The 16308-nt window shown below is 68.9% G+C and carries 15 protein-coding genes; 5 read left to right on the plus strand and 10 right to left on the minus strand.

Features of this window, described 5'->3' with window-relative positions:
- Nucleotides 1–68 precede the first annotated feature (68 nt).
- Nucleotides 69–1418, plus strand: a complete 1350-nt coding sequence (locus tag ACWEO7_RS32210) for an acetyl-CoA carboxylase biotin carboxylase subunit (RefSeq protein ID WP_452428825.1) — start codon at nucleotides 69–71, stop codon at nucleotides 1416–1418.
- A gap of 50 nt (nucleotides 1419–1468) precedes the next feature.
- On the opposite strand, the gene ACWEO7_RS32215 is transcribed toward ACWEO7_RS32210, so the two are convergent.
- The 3 genes from ACWEO7_RS32215 to ACWEO7_RS32225 all read right to left on the minus strand — a co-directional run bounded on the left by ACWEO7_RS32215 (nucleotide 1469) and on the right by ACWEO7_RS32225 (nucleotide 3506).
- Nucleotides 1469–2335, minus strand: a complete 867-nt coding sequence (locus ACWEO7_RS32215; protein WP_452428827.1) for an AfsR/SARP family transcriptional regulator — start codon at nucleotides 2333–2335, stop codon at nucleotides 1469–1471.
- 199 nt (nucleotides 2336–2534) lie between these two features.
- Nucleotides 2535–3194: a class I SAM-dependent methyltransferase gene (locus tag ACWEO7_RS32220; RefSeq protein ID WP_452428828.1), complete on the minus strand. Its 660-nt coding sequence runs from the start codon at nucleotides 3192–3194 to the stop codon at nucleotides 2535–2537.
- A gap of 108 nt (nucleotides 3195–3302) precedes the next feature.
- Nucleotides 3303–3506 carry a hypothetical protein gene (locus ACWEO7_RS32225; RefSeq protein ID WP_355077905.1) on the minus strand — a complete coding sequence of 68 codons (204 nt, stop codon included), beginning with the start codon at nucleotides 3504–3506 and terminating at the stop codon, nucleotides 3303–3305.
- Between the two features lie 459 nt (nucleotides 3507–3965).
- On the opposite strand from ACWEO7_RS32225, the gene ACWEO7_RS32230 reads away from it, so the two are divergent.
- Nucleotides 3966–4796 carry a mycofactocin-coupled SDR family oxidoreductase gene (locus ACWEO7_RS32230; protein WP_452428829.1) on the plus strand — a complete coding sequence of 277 codons (831 nt, stop codon included), beginning with the start codon at nucleotides 3966–3968 and terminating at the stop codon, nucleotides 4794–4796.
- Between the two features lie 165 nt (nucleotides 4797–4961).
- Here ACWEO7_RS32230 and ACWEO7_RS32235 read toward each other — a convergent pair whose 3' ends face one another.
- A complete protein-coding gene (locus ACWEO7_RS32235) occupies nucleotides 4962–5993 on the minus strand; it encodes a DoxX family membrane protein (protein ID WP_452428831.1) in 1032 nt (343 codons plus the stop codon).
- Nucleotides 5994–6184: 191 nt separating this feature from the next.
- Here ACWEO7_RS32235 and ACWEO7_RS32240 point away from each other — a divergent pair, with 191 nt between their 5' ends.
- Nucleotides 6185–6469: a hypothetical protein gene (locus ACWEO7_RS32240; RefSeq protein WP_452428833.1), complete on the plus strand. Its 285-nt coding sequence runs from the start codon at nucleotides 6185–6187 to the stop codon at nucleotides 6467–6469.
- 7 nt (nucleotides 6470–6476) lie between these two features.
- Here ACWEO7_RS32240 and ACWEO7_RS32245 read toward each other — a convergent pair whose 3' ends face one another.
- The 6 genes from ACWEO7_RS32245 to ACWEO7_RS32270 all read right to left on the minus strand — a co-directional run bounded on the left by ACWEO7_RS32245 (nucleotide 6477) and on the right by ACWEO7_RS32270 (nucleotide 14439).
- Complete coding sequence (locus ACWEO7_RS32245) at nucleotides 6477–7331, minus strand: alpha/beta fold hydrolase (RefSeq protein ID WP_452428835.1); 855 nt, start codon at nucleotides 7329–7331, stop codon at nucleotides 6477–6479.
- 85 nt (nucleotides 7332–7416) lie between these two features.
- Entirely contained in the window at nucleotides 7417–9168 is a 1752-nt protein-coding gene (locus ACWEO7_RS32250; RefSeq protein ID WP_452428836.1) for an N-acyl-D-amino-acid deacylase family protein, read from the minus strand.
- Nucleotides 9169–9172: 4 nt separating this feature from the next.
- Nucleotides 9173–10822: a class I adenylate-forming enzyme family protein gene (locus tag ACWEO7_RS32255; protein WP_452428837.1), complete on the minus strand. Its 1650-nt coding sequence runs from the start codon at nucleotides 10820–10822 to the stop codon at nucleotides 9173–9175.
- Between the two features lie 38 nt (nucleotides 10823–10860).
- On the minus strand, nucleotides 10861–11907 hold the full coding sequence (locus tag ACWEO7_RS32260; protein ID WP_452428839.1) for an NAD(P)-dependent alcohol dehydrogenase: 1047 nt from the start codon (nucleotides 11905–11907) through the stop codon (nucleotides 10861–10863).
- Complete coding sequence (locus tag ACWEO7_RS32265) at nucleotides 11907–13064, minus strand: serine hydrolase domain-containing protein (protein ID WP_452428841.1); 1158 nt, start codon at nucleotides 13062–13064, stop codon at nucleotides 11907–11909. Before ACWEO7_RS32265 ends, ACWEO7_RS32260 begins: the two co-directional genes overlap by 1 nt.
- Nucleotides 13065–13071: 7 nt before the next feature.
- Nucleotides 13072–14439 carry a flavin-containing monooxygenase gene (locus ACWEO7_RS32270; RefSeq protein ID WP_452428843.1) on the minus strand — a complete coding sequence of 456 codons (1368 nt, stop codon included), beginning with the start codon at nucleotides 14437–14439 and terminating at the stop codon, nucleotides 13072–13074.
- Nucleotides 14440–14651: 212 nt separating this feature from the next.
- Here ACWEO7_RS32270 and ACWEO7_RS32275 point away from each other — a divergent pair, with 212 nt between their 5' ends.
- Both ACWEO7_RS32275 and ACWEO7_RS32280 read left to right on the plus strand, forming a co-directional pair.
- Entirely contained in the window at nucleotides 14652–15272 is a 621-nt protein-coding gene (locus ACWEO7_RS32275) for a TetR/AcrR family transcriptional regulator (RefSeq protein ID WP_452428844.1), read from the plus strand.
- A gap of 285 nt (nucleotides 15273–15557) precedes the next feature.
- Complete coding sequence (locus tag ACWEO7_RS32280) at nucleotides 15558–16307, plus strand: DUF6319 family protein (protein WP_355077895.1); 750 nt, start codon at nucleotides 15558–15560, stop codon at nucleotides 16305–16307.
- Nucleotide 16308 lies beyond the last annotated feature (1 nt).

Here is a 16308-nt window from a genome sequence, read left to right on the forward strand (position 1 = left end):
CGCCCGGTTCCGGCGCTTCGGTGCGCGGCAGCAGGTCCTGGTCCGGTCGGTCGCGTAGGAGTGGCGCCATGTTCGAGAAGATCCTGATCGCCAACCGTGGCGAGATCGCGCTGCGGGTCGCGCGCACCTGCCGCGAACTCGGCGTGCGCACCGTCGCGGTGCACTCGGTCGCCGACGCCGAGTCGGCGGTGGTGCGTTTCGCCGACGAGGCGGTGCAGATCGGCCCCTCCGCGGCCAAGCGCAGTTATCTGAACGCCGCGGCGATCCTGGCCGCCGCCGAGCTCACCGGCGCGGACGCGATCCATCCCGGATACGGATTCCTCTCCGAGTCACCGGATTTCGCCGACGCGTGCCGGGCGGCGGGCGTCACGCTGATCGGGCCGCCCGCCGACGTGATGGCCCAGCTCGGCGACAAGCAGTCGGCGCGCACGCTGATGGCGAAGGCGGGACTGCCGCTGCTGCCGGGCAGCCTCGATCCGCTCGAACTCGACGAGGCGCACGCGCTCGCGGATTCGATCGGCTACCCGGTGATCGTCAAGGCGGCCGCCGGCGGAGGCGGGCGCGGCATGCAGGTGGTGCACGAGAGTGCGGCGTTCCCGCGCGCCTATCAGGAGACCAGGGCGACGGCGCGGATGCTGTTCGGCGACAGCCGGGTGTACCTGGAGAAGTACCTCGCCGCCGCCAGGCACGTCGAGATCCAGGTGCTGTGCGATGCCTACGGCAATGGCGTGCACCTGGGTGAACGCGACTGCTCGGTGCAGCGCAGGCACCAGAAATTGATCGAGGAATCGCCTGCCCCGCTGCTGCCGGACGGTCTGGCCGAGCGAATGGGCGCATCCGCCGTGCACGGTGTGCTGGAGGCCGGGTATACCGGCGCGGGAACCGTGGAATTCCTGGTCGATCGGGACGGCAATTACTATTTCATGGAAGTGAACTGCCGCATTCAGGTGGAACATCCGGTCACCGAAATGGTGACAGGTATAGATCTCATCGCCGAGCAGATTCGAGTCGCGGCGGGGCAACCGCTCGGCATCGCTCAGGAAGATATCGTCCTGCGGGGCGCGGCGATCGAATGCCGGATCAATGCCGAAGATCCTGCCGCGGCATTCGCGCCCGCTCCGGGAATCCTGGCGGAATTCACCCCGCCCGGTGGCCCCTTCGTCCGCGTCGACACCCATGCGCACGCCGGATATTCGATACCTCCGCACTATGATTCGCTGCTGGCCAAACTGGTGGTGTGGGCGCCGGACCGGGACCGGGCGCTGGCCCGGATGCGGCGGGCGCTGGCGGAATTCCGGATTTCCGGCGCCCGCGTCGCGACCACCCGGGATTTCCTGTACGAGGTGCTCGACCACCCGGCCATGCGCGCCGCCACGCACACCACCGGGTTGGTGGACGAGCTCCTCGGGCGGGAATGAGCGCGCCGGAGGTTCGCCCGGCCCGCGGCGATCGCGGCCGGGCGGCGGGGTCAGGCGGTCTCGGCGGCGGCGCGGTGCTCGGGGGAATACCACCCGATCAGGTAACCGGCGTGGCGGCTGTTGAGCATCGCGCTCACCGAGTCGTCGGAGGCGGTCAGGATGTCCCGGTGCAACTTCTGCAGCTTCTGGCAGGGGTCGAGCCCCAGTTCGTCCTGCATGAACCTGCTGAACTGCTGGTAGGAGGCCAGGGCGCGGGCGCGCTGGCCCGACCGGCACAGGGCGAACATGTAGTACGCCTGGAGCCGCTCGTGCAGCGGATGCTGCATGGTCAGCCGCGCCAGGTCGGGACAGACCTCACGATGCCTGCCCAGTCGCAATTCCGCCTCCACCCGCAACTCGATATTGGTCAGTCGCAGGTGATCCAGATGCGAGATCTCGGCGGAGAGCGGGATGCCACCCTCCACATCCACCAGTGCGGGCCCGCTCCACAGCGCTTCCGCGGCGCTGAACAGGTCCACCGCGCGCTCGTCGTCACCGGTCTTGGCGGCGCATCGCGCGGCGTCGGACATGGACTGATAGTCGCGCAGGTCGAACACACAGTCCCGCACGTCGAAGGAATAGCCTTTGCTGCGCGTGCGCAGGTAGCGTTCGGCCACCTCCGCCTGTCCGACTCCGAGTTGCTCCGCCATCTTCTTGCGGATGCCGAGCACATATGTTTGCACGACCGTCACCGCGCTGCGCGGCGGATCGTCGTTCCACAGTTCTTCGATCAGGGCTGTCACCGGGACAACGGTGTCGTGCCGAACCAAAAGTAATGCCAGCAACTGCCGCTGCTTCTGCGCGGTCGGCGTCGCATTGTGATTGTTCAGGGCAAGCGTCAACGGACCTAGCACGCGAGCGCATACGGGATACTTCACTGGGAACTCTCCTACGGGCGAATTTCCCCCCGACCGACGTGAGATTCTCGATTCCCACCGCACTGTAGGCTGCGTCCACAGTAGCGAGAAATCCGTCTCGGCACCATGAATCCTGAGTAATATCGGAGTTAATTCCCTGCGCAGGCTCCGCGAATTCTCCTCGGCTGCAAGGAGATTGGCCCGTTATTTGCTCTCCCCGTCAGCTGCGGCGAATTCGTAGGATGTTGTCTTTTCGGGTGCCCGGCCTGCCCTCGGGGCTCGCGTGTTCGCGCTCGACCTCCTCGTCCACTTCCACGTGCCATTCGGCCGGATCCAGCGCGAGACCGGCCCGTACCTCGGCAGTGGTCGGGAAATGCACGTCGGCGGGTGGTTCCAGTACCCAGGAGGGCCATTGCGCGTGACCGACGATCAGCAATAGCCCGCCGGGAGCCACCGCATCGGCCGCCCGGCTCAGGATGCGTGTCCGTTCGCCGTCCTTCGCCGCCGGTGAGTGCAGATACTGCGCCGTGACGAGGTCGAAACTCCCCGCGGGGAAGGTGTGGTCCAGATCGTGCCGCTGCCAAGCTATTTCGCCGTCGATTCCCTGGCGGGCCGCGTTCGTCCTGGCGCGGGCCAGCGCGGTCTCCGACACGTCGACCGCCGTGACCCGCCAGCCGCGCTCGGCCAGCCAGATCGCGTCGGCGCCCTCGGCGCAGCCCAGGTCCAGTGCGGTGCCAGGGGGGACGGCTTCGAGCTCACGCACCAGGAAGAAGTTCGGCCGTCCGGACCAGATCTGGTCGCGCTCCTGGTAGAAGGCCTCCCAGTACTCGACAGTTGTCGGCGTCGTCCGGTCGGCGTGGTGATGGGGTGTCGCACTCATGCGTCCCACCATCCATCGGGCCGACCAGAACGGCAAATATCGTTGCCGGTTCGGCAACCCGCCCCGCCGACTGCCTGCCCGGAGTCCCCGGCCGCGACCACCCGTGGGTCAGTAATCCTCGAGCGGGTCGCGCAGGATCATGCCCTCGGCCGCGCGCAGGCGCGTGGTCATGGTCGTCAGCAGGTCGACGGAGTCCTCGGACAGGCCGATGGCCGTGTGCAGCAGCCTGCGCAGCCGCGGGCTGGCGAGCCGGTCGGCGAGGGTGTTGTCGTGCTCGGTAGGTTCGGCGTCGAGCTGTCGGTCGAGATTCACGGGAAGGTACTCACAATCGGTCATCGGGCCCCCAGGAAACCATGTCAGTGCGACGCTCGTGCCTGGAACGACGCGTGGGCACGGGCGAGATCGTTCCTGGGCGCAGCGTACATCGCGGACGGTCGGTCGCTGGACCGGGTCGAAATGGGTGCATGTGGTCTCCGTGCCGCAATCGGGTCGGCTCGTCCGTGCCATGGCCGTGCCCGCTCCGGCGCCGAGATCGTGCCCATTGTTCCACTCTCCCTGGACAATTCGGCGCAGCGACCCCGTCCACGCAGGTTGCGGACGTGCTGCGGCCCGCAGAAGCGCACGTCGTGCCCGGCACCGGGTGCGGTCCGTTCCCAACTTTGGGAAATATCGCCTCGGCGACGCGGCCGCCGGAAAATCGGGAGTTCAGCTCGTTCGCCCATGACACGATGGGGGCGGCCGAAGCAGGTACCGACCGACGAAGGGCCAGTCATGGGCAATCTCGACGATCGGGTGGCGGTGATCACCGGCGGCGCCCGCGGACAGGGGCGCGCGCACGCCTTGGCGCTGGCGAACGCGGGCGCGGACATCGTGGTGTGCGATATCGCCGCACCGGTGCCCGGCCTGCCCTACGAGCTGAGCACCCCCGGCGACCTGGCCGAGACCGCCGCGCTGGTCGAGCGGACCGGCCGTCGCTGTGTCGCCGTCCGAGCCGACGTGCGCAGCCTGGAACAGATGCGGACGGTCGCCGAGCGCGCGCTCGAGGAGTTCGACCGCATCGACATCCTCGTCGCCAATGCGGGCATCGCGTCCAACTCGCCCGTCGCCGAGATGGACGAGCGGTTGTGGCGGGACATGATCGACACCAACCTGACGGGCGTCTTCCACAGCTTCCGCGCGGTCGTCCCGCACATGATCGAGCGCCGCTGGGGTCGCGTGGTGGCCACCTCCTCCATCGTGGCGAAGATGGGCGCGCGCAACGCGGCGCACTACGCCGCGAGCAAATGGGGCGTGCTCGGCTTGGTGAAGTCCCTGTCGTTGGAAGTGGCGGAGTACGGCATCACGGTGAACGCGCTGCTGCCCTCCGGTGTGGACACCGACATGATCCAGAATCCGGCGACCTGGCGGCTCATGATGCCGGACAAGGAGAATCCCACCAGGGAGGATTGGATGGCGATCATCGAATCCGGGCCGCCCAACGGTGATCTGATCCAGCCCGCGGAGGTGGCCGAGGCGACGCTGCTGCTGGTCTCCGAGCACGGCCGCCACTTCAACGGCGAAGCCGTCACCATCTCCTGCGGCGGGAGCGCGAGCACCTCATAGCGCATGTCCCGTCACACCGGGCGCGCAACGGCGAGTCGCTCGAAGGCGTGAGCGCGAGACGGATGCCCACCCGCGAAAGTAGCGGGTGTCGCGCGACACCCGCTACCGAACGCTCATGAGGCCGGGCAGGGTCCGGCCGACCACCTAGTGCCCCGTCGCGAAGCGTCAGTGGCGACGTGACTCGATCGCGTCGCGGGCCGCGTGCGCGGTCTGCGCTCCACGCTCGCGCGCCAGGTGTGCCGCCTGCACCCCGCGTTCCTTGGCGGCGTCGGCGAGCTCAGGTCCGCGCTCTTTCGCGATCTCCGCCCATTCGGCGCCGCGCTGCTTCGCCAGATCCGCGAGGTGCACGCCCTGCTCCTTGGCGACCTCCGCCCATTCGGCGCCGCGTTCTTTGGCGATCTCGGCCCATTCCGCGCCGCGCTCTTTCGCGATTTCCGCCCAGTCCGCGCCGCGTTCTTTGGCGATCTCCGCCCAGTCCGCGCCGTGTTCTTTGGCGATCTCGGCCCACTCCTGCCCGTGCGTCTTGGCGGTCTCGGCCCAGTCGCTGCCGTGCTCTTTGGCCGATTCCGTCCACCCGGGCCGGTGCCGCTGGGCCGATTCGGCGAGTTCCGCCCCCTTGCTCGCGGCCACCGCGCCCACTGCCCGCGCCTTGTCCGCGGCCTCGTGCGCGTGCTTGCGCAGTGCCGCGCCGGTGGCGGTGTCCGAGGCCGCGCCGAACGGCAACGCCGCGGTCACCGCGGCGGCGGCATCGCGCGCGGCCCTGCGGCCGCGCCAGCCCAGCGAAGGCTTGCCCTCGGTGTCGGCGGCGGTGATCATCAGGCCGCCGAGCAGCCCGAGATCCTTGAGGAACGCGTTGCGCTTCGCCGACTTGCGGGCGGGATCTTGTTCGTTCCAGAAGTCCTGCTCGGTGACGGCCGCGGGCACGACGGTCGCGGCGAGTACCAAAGCGGCCAGTCGCGGTGCCTTGCCGAGGGCCAGCAGGACGCCGCCGCCCACCTGAGCGAAGGCGTTGACCTGCACGACGGTCGACGGATTCGATGGCAATTTCGCGGCCACCTCTGCGGGTAGCTGTCGGTGCCCCCGCTCCAGCAGCGCGTTCGCGGACTTCACCCGCTCGTCCGGGTGCCGCAGCGTATCGACCCCGTCGACCACGAACACGGTGGCCAGTAGCGGCCGGGCGAGTCGGCGCAACAACATGACAGAACCCCTTCCCTCGATGGCGTCACAATTCGGATTCCCCCGCGACTCGTGACCAAACAAGCCGGTCCGCCGCCGTGTGAAAGCGGACTCATCCGGGTAACAGCTAATCGAGGAAGATCGATCCAGGAGGTGAAGGCGCCGCCGCATCGCTCGTTCGCCCGCTCCTGCTCCGCCGGAAGGTATCTGCTGTGAACACCCATACGGCCACAACGGCTTTCGATGCCGTCGTTGCCGAGTTGCCCGCCGCGCCGAAGTGCACGTTCCGCTTCGATTCCGTGCCCTGCCGTCATCGCGCGGAATGGTTCATCCGTAAACGGTCCTGCTGCCATCCGGCGGGTGTGGATTTCCTCTGCGAGACCTGCCATACCCGCATCCACTGGATGCTGGACATCGGCATGGTGTTCGAATGCGCCGGATGCGGAGTGCACTCGGCCAGTTTCGCCGAACTGTGCCCGACCGTGGCTCCGCTCTGAGTGCGGCTCAGCGGCCGCCGGACTGCTCGCGCGCCGGGACATCGGTCGCGGCCAGGAAGCCGGTGATGATCGAAGCGACCCGCTCGGGAGCCTCCACCATCGGAAGATGACCGCAGTCCGGTAGTTCCACCGCCGTGTGCGGGCGCAGCTTGCGGTTCAGCCGTCCGCCCGCCTTCGCCGACAGGATGCGGTTGCGTCGCCCCCAGATCGTGCACATCGGCGGGAAACCGGCGGGCGGCTCGAAGGTGTCCAACGTGCGATAGGACGGAAAATCCTGCACCAAGCCGTGCAGAGCTCGCAGCCTGCCCCGATCGGTCCAGTGCGCCCGCACGCGCGGCTCGTGCTGAGTGCGCAGGCGCCGGCCGCGGGGGCCGAGCTGATTGCCGACGATCAGCGAGACCACCGGGTCCGGCAGGCTGATCCGGCGGGCCAGCGGCGCCAGCGGCAGCCGCGCGTCCAGCCAGGCCAGGGCCGCCGACTGTCCCGAACTCACGGTGTCCAAGGTGAGCGGATTGATCAGGACGAGCGCGCGCACCCGGTCGGGATGACCCATGGCGTAGCGCAGCGAGGTGGCGCTACCGAGACAGTTGCCGATCAGCACCACGTCGGTGACGCGTTGGGCGTCGAGGAACGCCGCGAGCATGTCGACGTAATCGGTGAGGCGGTAGCCGGTCGCGGGCTGGTCGGACTGCCCGTAGCCGGGCAGGTCGAGCGCGAAGACCTCGTGCTCGTCGCGCAGCGCCGCGACCTGGTCGTCCCAGATGCGACGTTGCGTGCCCGCGTTGTGCAGGAACACGACCGGAGACCCGCTGCCCGTGCGGTCGAAGACCACGGACCTGCCCCGATGTTCGAATACGTCCACGCTGACTCCCTACGAACCACCGGCGAGCGAACCGCCGGGTAGCAGCGATTTTACGTGGACGGACCGGACCGAGCGGGCGGTTGGACTATCCGGTGGCGGTCGACGCGCGCAGGAAACGGCCGGTCCGCCGGGTGCCGAGTTCCGCGGCGGGCGCGCCGTCGCCGAATACCGGCACGCCGCCGACCAAGACCGCGGTGACCGTCTGGTCGTTGCGGTTCACCATGCGCGACAGGTCGTCGAAGGGGGCGATCGGGGATTCGTGGTAGGCGTCCAGCGAATCGTCCAGGCGAGCCGGATCGAGCACGACGACGTCCGCTCGGTCGCCCACCCGTAGATGCCCGGCGTCCAGGCCGTACCAGTCCGCGAGTTCGCCCGTGAGCCGGTGCACCGCCTGTTCCGGCGACAGGAACGGGCGGCCCGCGTTCGCGGCGTCGCGCACCCGGCGCAGGAAGCGGAGCCCGAAGTTGTAGAACGCCATGTTGCGCAGATGCGCTCCCGCGTCGGAGAAGCCCAATTGCACGCCGGGGTCGGCGGCGAGCCGATCGAGCACCTCGGGTCGATGGTTGGAGATCGTCGTGCGCCAGCGGACCTTGCCGCCGTGTTCCACCACGAGGTCGAGGAACGCGTCCACCGGGTGCGTGCCGCCGCGCTCCGCGCCCACCTCGCCGAAGGTCTTGCCGATCACGCTCGCGTCCGGGCATTCCACGATCTGCGCATCGAAGAAATCACGGTGCCACACCCGTGGACCGAATTTCTTGTCGTAGTCCTTGCGGAAGCGGCGCCGGTACCGCTGGTCGCGCAACAGTTCCCGGCGCTTGTCCACTTGGTCGGCGAGGTGCAGCGCTTCGGCGCCGGAACCGAACTCCTCGAACACCACGAGGTCGATGCCGTCGGCGTAGACCTCGAACGGCACCGGAAGGTGTTGCCAGCGGAAATCGCCGCCCAGCGCGTTGAGCACCCGCGCGATCAACGGGAAAAGGTACGCGATGCCCGGGATGGCCTTGAGGTCGGCGGCCGAGAGCAGGCTGACCTTCAGCGGCTTGCGGAACAGGCCGAGGCTACCGGCCGCCATCGTCACCAAGCTCTGTGGGCGGGACACGTCGGGTCCGCCCTGTAGTGCCCGCCCGCGCCTGCGCAAGATGGCGTTGAGCCTGCGCCGTTCCCGGGTGGTCGCGTAGGTGGACGGCAGGGTGCGCGATCGGCACACCGCACCGTCGAGTTTGTCGAACAGCAGCTGCTGGGAGGACATGCCGACAAACCCGGCGTCCAGCGCCTCGGTCAGCTTCGCCTCCATCCCCGCCAGTTCGGCCTTATCGGGCCGGACGTCCTTGCGGGTCGCGCGCTCCAGACCCATTTCCGCGGCGCGGATGTCCGAATGCCCGATGAACGCGGCGACATTCGGGCCCAGCGGCAGTTGTTCCAGGGCGGCCGCGTATTCGTGCGCCGAGCGCCAGGTCTTGTGCTCGCCGACCGCGGCGAGGACGTGCTTGCGCGGAATCGCCTCGACCCGTGCGAACAGGTCGCCCGCGTCGGAGGCGTCGACGTGGACGGTCGACAGCGAGCACGAGCCCAGCAGGACCGTGGTGATGCCGTGGCGCAGCGATTCGGTCAGCGCGGGATGCTGGAGCACCTCCACGTCGTAGTGGGTGTGGATGTCGAGCATGCCCGGGATCACCCATTTCCCGGTGGCGTCCACGATGTTCGGACAGTCGGGGTCCTCGATCGGGTCGGCGGAGACGGTCGCGACGCGCCCGTCGCGGATGCCGAGGTGCCGGATCGCCGAGGGCGCGCCGGTGCCGTCGAACCACTGGCCGTTCGCGATGATGGTGTCGTACATGGCTTTACACCTCGAGATCGGCGCGTATGACCTTGCCGGTCGCGTTGCGCGGTAGTGCGGTGGTGGTGAGCCGCCAGCGGGCGGGCACCTTGTAGTAGGCGAGCCGCTCGGCGGTGAACGCGCGCAGCTCCTCTTCGCTGGTCGCCGTGGCGCTTTCGACCACGACCACGGCGGCGACCTGCTGTCCGAGGTCGGCGTCGGGTACCCCGAGCACCGCGCACTCGCGCACCGCGGGATGCTCCTCGAGGCACTGCTCGATCTCCGTGGGGTAGACGTTCTCCCCGCCGCGCAGGATGAGATCCGAACGACGCCCGGACAGGCGCAGCCTGCCGTCCTCCAGCACCCCGATATCGCCGGTGCGCAACCAGCGGTCGGCGGTGATCGCCGCGGCGGTCGCTGCCTCGTTCTGCCAGTAGCCCAGCATCACGTAAGGGCTGCGCACGCAGATCTCGCCTTCGGCGCCGTCGGGGACCACGTTGCCCGCGCTGTCGCGGATCTCCAGCGTGACCCCGACGACCGGACGACCGACGGTGTCCGGGAACGCCGCCAGCTCGGCCGGGCTCGCCAGCGTCGCGGCGGTGCTGCATTCGGTGAGCCCATAGCTGGTCACCAGCGCGTTGCGGGCGACGGGCAGCTGATCGCGCAGCTTCTCCTGCAGCGCGGCCGAGGACGGCGCGGAGTTCAGCGAGAAGGCGGCCAGCGAGGACAGGTCGTAGTCGGACAGGTCGAGTTCGAGCATCCTGGTCGCCATGGTCGGCATGGCGCCCCAGTTGGTGACCCGCTGCGCCTCGATCAGCCGCAGCACCCGGTCGGCGTCGAACGCGCCCTGGTGGATCACCGCCGCGTCGCCGGTGACCAGCCGGGGAACCACCAGGTTGTGCAGGCTGGCGATGTGGAACAGCGGCGAGGTGAGCAGGAAGCGCCGCCCGCTGGGCAGTTCGTCCGCCCCGGTGAGCGCGGCGGCCAGCGCGTCGTTGAAGACGTGATAGTCGGTGACCGCCACCAGGTTTCGGTGCGAGTGCACCGCCCCTTTGGGTCGGCCGCTGGTGCCGCTGGTGTACAGGATCACCGCGGGATCGTCTTCGTCGATCTCGGTGTCGGGCAGGTCGTCGGTGCGGTATTCGGCCAGCAGCGCGGGTATGTCATGTTCCATGGTGAGCACCGGGACCGGGATATCCAGTTCCGCCACCAGCGCCGCGCGCTTCGCGTCGGCCACGAGCACGGTGGGGCTGGTGTGCTCGACGCCGTAGGCGATCTCGCGTAGGGCCCACCACGCGTTGTAACCCACCGCGATCGCGCCGAGTGCTTGGGCCGCCCAGAAGGTGAGCACCCACTCGGGCGTGTTCGCGGCGAGGATGCCCACGCGGTCGCCCTTGCCGACGCCGAAGTGGTCGCGTAGGGCCGTGGCCAGTGCCGCGACCGCGGCGGCGTGCTCGGTGAACGACATCCTGCGGTCCGCGGTGACCAGATAGTCCCGTTCGCCGTGCGCGGTCGCGGCGACGAGTACTTCCCGCAGCGAGGACTTGCGATGGCGCATCACCGGCAGCGGCGCGCCGAGCACGTCCTCGACCACCATCTCGAATCGACCGCCGGGTCCGGTGAGCCTGCTCGCGGCCTGTGCGACGAACGTCTGCGGGTCGATGGCTTTTGTCATATCGGATACTTCCTCGTCACTGCGCAAGGGTTGATTCGTCACGGCTCTGGGACCAGCACGGCGCGGCCGGTGATCAGCCCGCGCTCCAGCCGGTCGAGGGCCGCGCGGCCGTCGGCCAGCGGATAGCGCTCCACTTCGGCGCGCAGCTTGCCCGCCGTGGCCAACGCCACGGCGTCGATCAGGTCGGATCTGGTGCCGCCGTAGGATTTCCGGACCGTGGCGCCCCACGGCCAGCCCGTGCCGGTGGCGGGCGCCGCCGTGATCTCCGGCGCGCCACCGCCGAGGCCGACCATGCGGTAGGCCCCGTTGGGCGCCACCGATTCCACCGCGAGCCGCGCGGTGGCGTCGACGCCGACGAAGTCGAACACCGCGTCCGCGCCGCGACCTGCGGTCCGGTCGAGGATCTCCTTCGCCGTGTCGTCGCCCGCGAGAAGTCCTTCGGCCGCACCGCACCGCGCGGCGAGTTCGAGCTTGTCGGCGCTCACGTCCACGGCCAGCACCTCGGCCGCCGTGGTCGCTGCGAGGATCTGCACCGCGAGGTGGCCGAGCCCGCCGATCCCGACGACCACCGCCGCCGACCCCGGCCCCAGCCGATCACGAGCGCCGCGGATGGCGTGGTAGCTCGACAGCGCGGCGTCGGCCAGCGGCGCGGCCTCCGCGAAATGGAGGTCGCCGATCGGCACGAACGAACTCGCGGGCACCCGGATGTAGTCGGCCATCCCGCCGTCCGGCCCGAGTCCGGGGCACGGCGGCATGGCGGTGCGGCCCGCCGCGAGGCAGACGTTCTCGTTGCCGCCGACGCACTCCCGGCAGACCCCGCACGACCAGCACAGGTACACGATGCCGCGCTCGCCGGCCCGGCGGCCGCCGACCCCGTCGCCGACGGCTTCGATGGTGCCCGCGATCTCGTGGCCGAGAGTCAACGGCTCCTCGCGCATCCGGAAGGGGATGTGCAGCACGTGCAGATCCGAATGGCAGATGCCCGCCGCGCCCACCCGCAGCAGCAGATCGGTGGGACCGATCTCCGGAATCGGTACCTCGCGCAGTTCCAGCACACCGGGCTCGGTGAGCTGCAGTGCCCGCATTATCCGCGCACCGCCGCGAACGTCGCGCGCAGATAGGCATCGCCACGGTCGGAGCCGATCAGCCCCGGCGCCATCCGATTCATGGCGTAGGCGAACGTGGTGCGGTGCTCGAGGTCGTTGACCACCATCGCGCCTCCGTACCCGGCCCACCAGCACACCCGGCCGTCGGGAACCTCCGGGGCGGTCTGCCGCTGCGGCAGGCCGTAGCCGATGCCGAATCGCAGCGGCACCGCAAGTGCGAGATCCACGCCGTCGGACTGCTGCTGGAAGATCAGCTGGATCGTCCGCTCCGACAGCAGCCGCCGTCCGGCCAGTTCGCCGCCGCAGGACACCAGCGATTGCACCCGCGCCACCGAACGGGCGTTGCCGTGGCCGTTCACCGCGCCGATCTCGGCTTGCCGCCACCCGGCGCTCGCCGTCTCGGTGATGTCGAGCAGCGGGCTGGTGAGCGTCTTGACCAGCACGCTTTCCTGGTCGAGCGCGGCCATGTCGAATTCCGGCATGGCGGGCGGGATCAGGGTCGCGATCCGCCCGTGGTGCTCGGGCGCGGTGCCGATGTGGAAGTCCGCGCCCAGCGGCCCGGCGAACTCCTCGGCGAAGAACTCGCCCAGCGAGCGTCCGGTGACGCGGCGGATCACCGCGCCGATCAGGTGGCCGTAAGCCAGCGCGTGGTAGCCGGAGGCGGTGCCGGGCTCCCACCACGGCGGCTGGCTCGCGAGCCGGGCGGCGGAGGCTTCCGCGTCGTAGATATCGGCGAGTTCGATCGGCGGCTGCCACCCGGAGACGCCGGAGGTGTGCGCGAGCAGATGACGAATCTCGATGTCGCCCTTGCCGTTCGCCGCGAACTCCGGCCAGTACCTGGCCACCTTCGCGTGCACGTCCAGTTCGCCGCTCTCGACCAGCAGCAGTGCGCACAGCGCGGTCATGGTCTTGGTGATGGAGAAGACGTTGACCAAGGTGTCCTCGGTCCACGGCTGCGTGCGTTCCCGGTCGCGGTAGCCGCCCCAGAGGTCGACGACCGTTTCGCCGTCGACCGTGACGCAGATCGATGCGCCCAGTTCGTCGCCGGAGGCGAGCCGGGTCTCCAGTTCCGCGCGGACCCGCGCGAATCGTTCGGCGCAGAATCCCGAGGTGGCGGTGCCCGTGGTAGTGGTCATCGCCGCCTCACACGTGTTCGAGCGTGCGGCCGGGAACCGGCAGCGCGTTTCCCGCGGCGGTGGCGCGTTTCGCGCCGCGCGCCAGCTCCCTCCGCATATCCCGCACGTACGGTTCGAATTCGATCTGGATGGTGTGCCGGGGCGAGTCGTAGTAGCGCCCCGACCTGGCCGACTCCGCGGACCGCATGGCCGCCCGCATCTCCTCCGCGGGCGGCAGGTGGTAGCGGCCGGTCAGGTAGGCGGCGACCAGCTTGCTCTGCTGCTCGGCGAAGTTCACCAGCGTGGGCAGCGGCTGGGCCAGCCCGAGGAAGAACAGGTTGTCGATGCCGGGCTTCACCATCTGCTTGAACAGCGGGAAGCGATTGTCGCTGTCGGGCAGCAGTTCCGGATCGGAGAAGAACGGGAAGGAGATGCGGTAACCGGTGGCGCAGACGATCACGTCCACCTCCTCGGCGCTGCCGTCGGCGAAGCGCACCCGCGAACCTTCCAGCGCGGTGATCGCGGGCTTGAACGTGACGTCGCCGCAGCCCGCGCGGTGCAGGAACTCCTCGCTCGCCGACGGATGCGCCTCGAAGGGCAGGTGGTCGGGCTTGGGCAGACCGTAGTCCTCCATGTTGCCGCGGAATTTGCGGACGAAACGCTGCTTGAGTCTCAGGCCCAGCTTCGGCGGCATCCACCGTGGCATCGAGCGCTTGTCGCCGACCTTGCCGTTGACGTACTTCGGCAGTACCCAGACCCCGCGCCGGGCGGAGACGTAGAGCTTCGTCGCGATGAACCGCTGCGACAGCTCGGAGGCGATGTCCAGGCCCGAGTTGCCCATGCCGACCACCACGACGCGCTTGCCGCGCATGTCGACCGGGTCGAACGGGTCGTTGTAGGCGTGGCTGTGCAGCAGCGTGCCGTCGAATTCGCCCGGGTAGTCCGGAAGGCGGGGATCCCAATGGTGCCCGTTGCAGACGATGAGGGCGTCGTAGTCCTCGGTGCTCCCGTCGCTCGTGCTGATCAGCCAGCGGCCGTCCGTCCCGCGCTCGGCGGCGGTCACCCTGGTGTCGAACACGATCCGGTCGCGGATGCCGAAATGGTCGACGTAGTCGCGGAAGTACTGGAACAGCTGCGAATGGTGGGGAAAGTCCGGCCACTCGTCGGGCGCCGGATAGTCCTCGAAGGCCAGACGGAACTTGGACGTGTCGATGTGCAGGCTCTGGTAGCACGCCGACATGCCGTTGGGGTTCTTGAAGTACCAGTTGCCTCCGACTTCGTCGGACGCTTCGTAGCAGTCGAACGGTATGCCGTAATCGTTCAGGCGTTTGGCGGCGGTGATCCCGGAGGGACCCGCTCCGATCACGCAGACGCGGGGGAGTGCGGTTGACGTCATTCACTGTCCTCGTGCTGGAGGCCGTCGTCGGTGACGGCCGAACCGTCCGGTGCGGCTCACGCGCCGGAGTGACGTAGGCAACAAAGTAACACTCGGTAGACATGGTGTCTAGTGAGTGACACGCTGTCCATCGCTCCCGTTCCCGCGTAGACTCGGGCGGCGTCAACCGCACGTCAGTCCCTCTTTTCACGGATACGAGGTACCTGTTCACCATGCGTACGAACGCGAGCGCGAACCTGCGGGACGAGCAGAAACAGCAGACCAGGGTCCGGCTGATGGAGGGCGCCAAGGAGCTGTTCGCCACCCGCGGCTACGCGGCGGTGCGGGTGGACGACATCGTCGCCGCCGTCGGTTGTAGCCGCGCCACGTTCTACCTGCACTTCGCGGGGAAACAGGAGATCCTGCGCGCGATCGCCCAGCAGGGCACCCTGCCTACCGTGCTGCACTCCTATCAGGACCTCGACCGGGTGCTGGAGACCGGTTCGCGCGCCGAGTTCGCCCGTTGGATGACCCGCGCCATCGAGTGGTTCCACAAGTACAAAGACCTGCTGCCCGCCTGGGACGAGGCGACCGCGCTGGAACCGGAGTTTCGCGAGATCGCCCGCGACGGGATCCTCGCATTGCCCAACGCGATGACCGCCTACCTCGCGGCATGGCCCGCCGAACGACGTGACGAGGCGCGGTTGCGCGTGGAATTGCTCGTCGCGCAACTGGAGCGGTTCTTCACCCGATGGGCGATGCAGGGCACCATCGACGTCTCGGTGGAGCAAGCCGTCGAAGTGCTCACCGATATCTGGTTTCCGGCGCTGCGCGCGCCGACGGACGCGAGTTGACCGGGCTTGTCGGGCACAGTCGACCTTCCTGGGCGGGCCAGTCGGTGACGTCGGGCCGGTTGAGGTGCGAGAAGGTCTCCAGCACTGATTTTCTCGCATAGGACGCCGAAGCGTTGCGGTCTATGGGCGGCTGTCCGCAGGGTGACGGCATGTGTTGCCCGCTGTTCGCTGGATGTGTGAACGGTACCCTCTGCCGCCCCTATTCGACGGTGGCCCGCGAATCTGTCGGCGCCGTGCGGCATCATCTGTGCACGCAGCCAACCACGAAATCGCTCGGAGTTACCCATGTCGTCCCCACGAACCAAGCCGCAGCCCTTGTCGGACAGCGAGATTCAACAGATCGCCGCGGACATAGCCGGTGGCAGCCCGCCCATGGTGTGGTTCACCTCCGCCGCGGTCGGCGTGCCGGAGGGGCGCTCGGGCAAGGTGATCGCGCTCGGCGATCCTGCCGACGGTGACTTCCTCCAGGTCCGGCCGACCGGATCGAAGGATGTACTGTCCTTCTCTCCCACCGAGGTGACCTTGACCAAGCCGCCGCGAGGGGCGGCGGGCGCCACCGCCCAGCAGAAGTCGACAACACGGAAGGAATCCCCTGTGACGCAGTCGTCGACCACGACGAGCACCACGACCGAGCCCGCGCGGCCGAGCGCACCCGCGCCCGCGGCCACCCCGAAGCCCGCGGCGGCCGCAGAAGCGAGTCGAGCCGACAGCGCGGCCAAGCAGGCCGCGGCGCCCAAACCGGCCAAAGCGGCCGCCGCCCGCAAGGCCAAGGCGCCCGAGGTCACCGTGACGCTCACCGGCACCGCCGACGGCGAGTGGTCCATCGACGTGGTCAGCGGGAAGAAGCGCACTCTGCGCGGTCTTCCGGTGGCCGGTTCCACGGTGGCGCAGGCGGCGAAGATCCTGCACCCGGAGGTCGCCGAGGTGGTCGCGGGCGTCCTGGACGCGTTGCGCGGGGTGCAGGAGGCCAAGGTGCAGCAGTTACAGGCCGAGCTCGAGGAGGCCAAGCGCCTGCTGAACGAGCTGAGCGACTGAG

The sequence above is a fragment of the Nocardia sp. NPDC004260 genome (assembly GCF_053603155.1).

Coding starts and splice junctions, on each gene's coding strand:
- ACWEO7_RS32270 (WP_452428843.1), bottom strand. CDS start 14,439: ATGACGTCAACCGCACTCCCCCGCGTCTGCGTGATCGGAGCGGGTCCC.
- ACWEO7_RS32220 (WP_452428828.1), bottom strand. CDS start 3,194: ATGAGTGCGACACCCCATCACCACGCCGACCGGACGACGCCGACAACT.
- ACWEO7_RS32265 (WP_452428841.1), bottom strand. CDS start 13,064: ATGACCACTACCACGGGCACCGCCACCTCGGGATTCTGCGCCGAACGA.
- ACWEO7_RS32210 (WP_452428825.1), top strand. CDS start 69: ATGTTCGAGAAGATCCTGATCGCCAACCGTGGCGAGATCGCGCTGCGG.
- ACWEO7_RS32275 (WP_452428844.1), top strand. CDS start 14,652: ATGCGTACGAACGCGAGCGCGAACCTGCGGGACGAGCAGAAACAGCAG.
- ACWEO7_RS32280 (WP_355077895.1), top strand. CDS start 15,558: ATGTCGTCCCCACGAACCAAGCCGCAGCCCTTGTCGGACAGCGAGATT.
- ACWEO7_RS32230 (WP_452428829.1), top strand. CDS start 3,966: ATGGGCAATCTCGACGATCGGGTGGCGGTGATCACCGGCGGCGCCCGC.
- ACWEO7_RS32250 (WP_452428836.1), bottom strand. CDS start 9,168: ATGTACGACACCATCATCGCGAACGGCCAGTGGTTCGACGGCACCGGC.
- ACWEO7_RS32255 (WP_452428837.1), bottom strand. CDS start 10,822: ATGACAAAAGCCATCGACCCGCAGACGTTCGTCGCACAGGCCGCGAGC.
- ACWEO7_RS32260 (WP_452428839.1), bottom strand. CDS start 11,907: ATGCGGGCACTGCAGCTCACCGAGCCCGGTGTGCTGGAACTGCGCGAG.
- ACWEO7_RS32235 (WP_452428831.1), bottom strand. CDS start 5,993: ATGTTGTTGCGCCGACTCGCCCGGCCGCTACTGGCCACCGTGTTCGTG.